The organism is Caulobacter sp. P1_B12_2 (assembly GCF_056406675.1).
The window spans coordinates 1-3,804 of the sequence record NZ_JBFTZS010000444.1 but is presented as its reverse complement, the minus strand read 5'-3'; the positions used below and the strand labels follow the sequence as shown (position 1 = coordinate 3,804).

4 protein-coding genes are annotated in these 3,804 nt (G+C 70.0%); all 4 read left to right on the top strand.

Annotation, left to right across the window (positions count from 1 at the left end; translation table 11 throughout):
• The coding region (locus tag AC1DZ6_RS21125; protein WP_477099097.1) for an ATP-binding cassette domain-containing protein at positions 1-822 on the top strand (822 nt) is incomplete at its 5' end.
• Entirely contained in the window at positions 819-2,216 is a 1,398-nt protein-coding gene (locus AC1DZ6_RS21120; protein WP_477099096.1) for an HlyD family type I secretion periplasmic adaptor subunit, read from the top strand. The genes AC1DZ6_RS21125 and AC1DZ6_RS21120, both read left to right, overlap by 4 nt.
• 96 nt (positions 2,217-2,312) lie before the next feature.
• On the top strand, positions 2,313-2,819 hold the full coding sequence (locus tag AC1DZ6_RS21115) for a cupin domain-containing protein (protein ID WP_477099095.1): 507 nt from the start codon (positions 2,313-2,315) through the stop codon (positions 2,817-2,819).
• Between the two features lie 414 nt (positions 2,820-3,233).
• Positions 3,234-3,804, top strand: a 571-nt coding sequence (locus AC1DZ6_RS21110) for a helix-turn-helix domain-containing protein (RefSeq protein WP_477099094.1), incomplete at its 3' end; no start/stop codon positions are given.

Sequence of the window (3,804 nt, the reverse complement as noted above, 5' to 3'; positions counted from 1 at the left end):
ACCGGGGTCCTGGCCCTGGAGCAGGTGGCCGTGCGCGCGCCCGGCGAAGGCCCGGTGCTGCTGCGCGGCGTCTCCTTCCGCCTGACGCCGGGCGAGATCCTGGGCGTCATCGGTCCCAGCGGCGCCGGCAAGACCACCCTGGCGCGGGTGGCGGCGGCGGCCCTCGTCCCCGACGCGGGCGTGGTGCGCCTGGACGGCGCCAACCTGGCCGACTGGGACGGCGACCGGCTGGGCCGCTACATCGGCTACGTGCCGCAGGACTCGGCCCTGCTGGCCGGCTCGATCAAGGACAACATCTCGCGCTTCGCGATCTGGGCGGGCGGCGATCCGGCGATCGTCGACGCCGACGTCGTGGCCGCGGCCCAGGCGGCGGGCGTGCATGAGCTGATCCTGCGGCTGCCCAAGGGCTACGACACGATGCTGGGCGCGGGCGGGCGCGGGCTCTCCGCGGGCCAGGCCCAGCGCGTGGCCCTGGCGCGCGCCCTGTACGGCGATCCGCCGCTGCTGATCCTGGACGAACCCAACTCGGCCCTCGACGCCGACGGCGAGGCGGCGCTGAACAGCGCGATCCTGGCCGCCAAGGCGCGCAACGCCGCGATCCTGATCGTCGCCCACCGCACCGGCATCCTCAATGTCGCCGACCGTCTGATGGTGCTGCGCGAAGGCCATATCGAGATGATCGGTCCCCGGGTCGAGGTGGTCGCCAAGATGGCCGAGGCGGCCCAGGGCCAGGCCCAGGCCCAGGCCCAGGCGAAGGGCGCCGACGCCAAGACCGGCGGCAAGTCCGCATCCGCCACCAGCCTGCAGGCGGCCAAGCCATGACCGAGATGACCTTCAAGGCCGAGGGCGAAGCCTCGAGCGAAACCGCGGGCGCCGCCGGCGAAGCGGCCCCCAAGACGCCGCCGCGCCTGTCGGACGATCCCGCCAAGGCCATCCGCATCGGGGCGGGGGTCGCGGGTCTGTTCTTCGTGGGCTTTCTGGGCTGGGCGGCGCTGGCGCCGCTGGACGCCGGAGCCTACGCCCACGGGGTGATCGCCGTGGCGGGCAACCGCCAGTCCGTCCAGAGCCGCGAGGGCGGCGTGGTCACGGCCATCCGGGTCCGCGAGGGCCAGAGCGTGGTCAAGGGCCAGATCCTGGTCGAGCTGTCGGCGTCGGAGCTGCGGGCCAGCGAGCGCGGCATGACCGGCGAGGTCCTGACCCTGCTGGCCCAGCGCGCCCGCCTGGTCGCCGAGCGCGACAAGCAGGCCGGCTTCGCGGCTCCGCCCGAATTCGCCAAGCTCGCGCCCGAGGACCAGCCCCTGGCCGACGACGCCCTGCGCCTGCAGCGCCAGCAGTTCCAGGCCCGCCGCGGCTCGCTGCAGACCCAGCGCGGCGTGCTCAACCAGCGCGTCCTGCAACTGAGCCAGCAGACCAGCGGCGCCGAGCGTCAGCTGGACGCCAACCGCGAGCAGCAGAAGCTGATCGAGGAGGAGCTGCAGGGCGTTCAGGAGCTGGCCGCCAAGGGCTATGCGCCCAAGACCCGGGTCCTGGCCCTGCAACGCAGCGCCGCCTCCCTGATCGGCGAGGACGGCGCCTATCGCGCCCAGATCGCCCGTTCCGGCGAACAGATCGGCGAGACCCGTCTGCAGACCCTGTCGCTGGAGCGCCAGATGATGGAGGAGGTCTCGGGCCAACTGCGCGACGTCCAGGTCCGCCTCGACGACCTGCAGCCCAAGGTGCTGGCCGCCCGCGAGCAACTGGCGCGGGCCACGGTCCGCGCGCCGTCGGGCGGCAAGGTGGTGGGGCTGAACGTCTTCACCGTGGGCGGGGTGGTGGCGCCGGGCCAGACCCTGATGGAGATCGTGCCGCAGGATCGCCGCCTGGTGATCCAGGCCAAGGTCTCGCCCAACGACGCCGACGACCTGAAGCCGGGCCAGAAGACCCAGATCCGCTTCACCTCGCTGCACGAGCGCGACCTGCCGCTGCTGAACGGCACCCTGACCGAGCTGTCGGCCGACAGCTTCACCGACGAGAAGACGGGCGTGCAGTACTTCCGGGCCGAGGTCGCCGCCCCGCCGGAGGAGCTGGAGAAGATCCGCAAGGTGCGTGGCCTCCAGTCGGGCCTGCAGGCCGGCCTGCCGGTCGAGGTGCTGATCCCGCTGCGCAAGCGCTCGGCCCTGGCCTATCTGGTCGAGCCGCTGTTCCAGACCTTCTGGCGCATGGGCCGCGAGCACTAGGGCTTGGCGGACGCGGTTGGATTCTCCCCTTCTGGCGAAGGGGGGCCAGCGTCAAGTTTATGAGTTCACGACCTAGGGAGAGCCGCGGTGAAGACAATGGCGAAAGCCTTCACGATCTGCGCGACGTCATTGCTGCTTGCCGTCTCGTCAGGCATCGCCGCCGCTTCCGCGCAGACGAGCCGCGCTCAAGCCGCCGACGCGTCCGGTTTCGCCAGCGGCGCGGATGTCCAGGCTCAGCTACGCGAGATGCTCGCCGCGATGAAGCCCGATCAAGGGTTCATGTGGCGCCCCTTGGTTCGCGACGGTGCGACCGTGGCGGCGATCGAAATATGGAAGAAGCCAGGCCGCCCCGCCGTTCACCCCGCCGAAGCGGAATACGCGATCGTGCTGGAAGGCTCTGGCACGCTTGTTTCGGGCGGGACCATGGTCGATTCAAAGGTCAGCAACGCCAATTTGATTGAGGGCAGCCAAATCGAGGGCGGCGCGACACGGCCGCTCGGCCCGGGCGACGTCATCCTGATCCCCGCCGGCGTGCCGCACTGGTTCGGGATTACCGGCGACCGCCTGGTCCTGCTGGGGATCAAATTGCCCGGCGCGAAATGACCGATCCGGCGGGAGGACGCTCCGCCGGCGAGCGGACCTTCAGATCGCACCCGCCAGCGCTGTCATCTCAAAAATAAAAGGCGGGCCTCCCCCAAGGCCCGCCTTCAGTTTGAGTCCCCTCGGGACGTGGGCGGCGCTGATCGCGTGGCCCCCCCAGGCCGTGCGGTGCGCCGTTCTCCGAGCCGATGACATTGCGTCCGCGCGTCGGTGAATATCGTCCAGACCTTGTTGATCATCGATCAACGTTCGTCCGTGGGATCGACACCAGTAAGGCTTTGCGCGGCGTAACCATTACATGCCGATCCCATTTCCTTGATCGTTCGTCTCAAAGGAAAAGGCCGCTCTCGCGTGGTGCGACGAACGCCCGCATTGGCGAATACAGTAAATGCGTGATTGTGCCTTGGGGGAGGCCACATGAGTGAACCTACTAGCCCGCCAGCCGAGTCCGTCTTCCGGCTGGGGCGGTCGAACTTCAGCACCCGGAGCGTCCCGCCCGAGGAGCGACACGACTACTATCGCCGAGAGGTGCTGGTCGCGCTGGACGCCCGTGATCCCGAGCCGGGCTTCACGGCCAACATCACCTCGCTGCGTCTGGGGCCCCACGCCTTCTACGTCACCGAGACCGGCGGCCACACCATGTTCCGCACGCCGGACATGATCGCCGCCGACGGCCTCGACCACTACATCGTCCAGTTCAACATCGCCGGATCGCACACCGGCGACTTCGACGGCGTGGCCTTCTCGTTCGGCCCGGGCGAGATCGGGATCTGCGACCTGTCGCGGCCGATGCTGCTGCACAGCACCTCGGTCAAGGTGCTCTCCACCTTCCTGCCCCGCGCCGACGTCCAGGCCGTGGCGCCCGGCGTCGATCTGCACGGCATGGTGCTGGACGGCAACCGCGCCGGCCTGCTGATCGAGCACCTGACCGCCGTGACCCGCTGGTTCCCGCAGCTGCTGCCCGAGACCTTGCCGGGCATCACCCGCG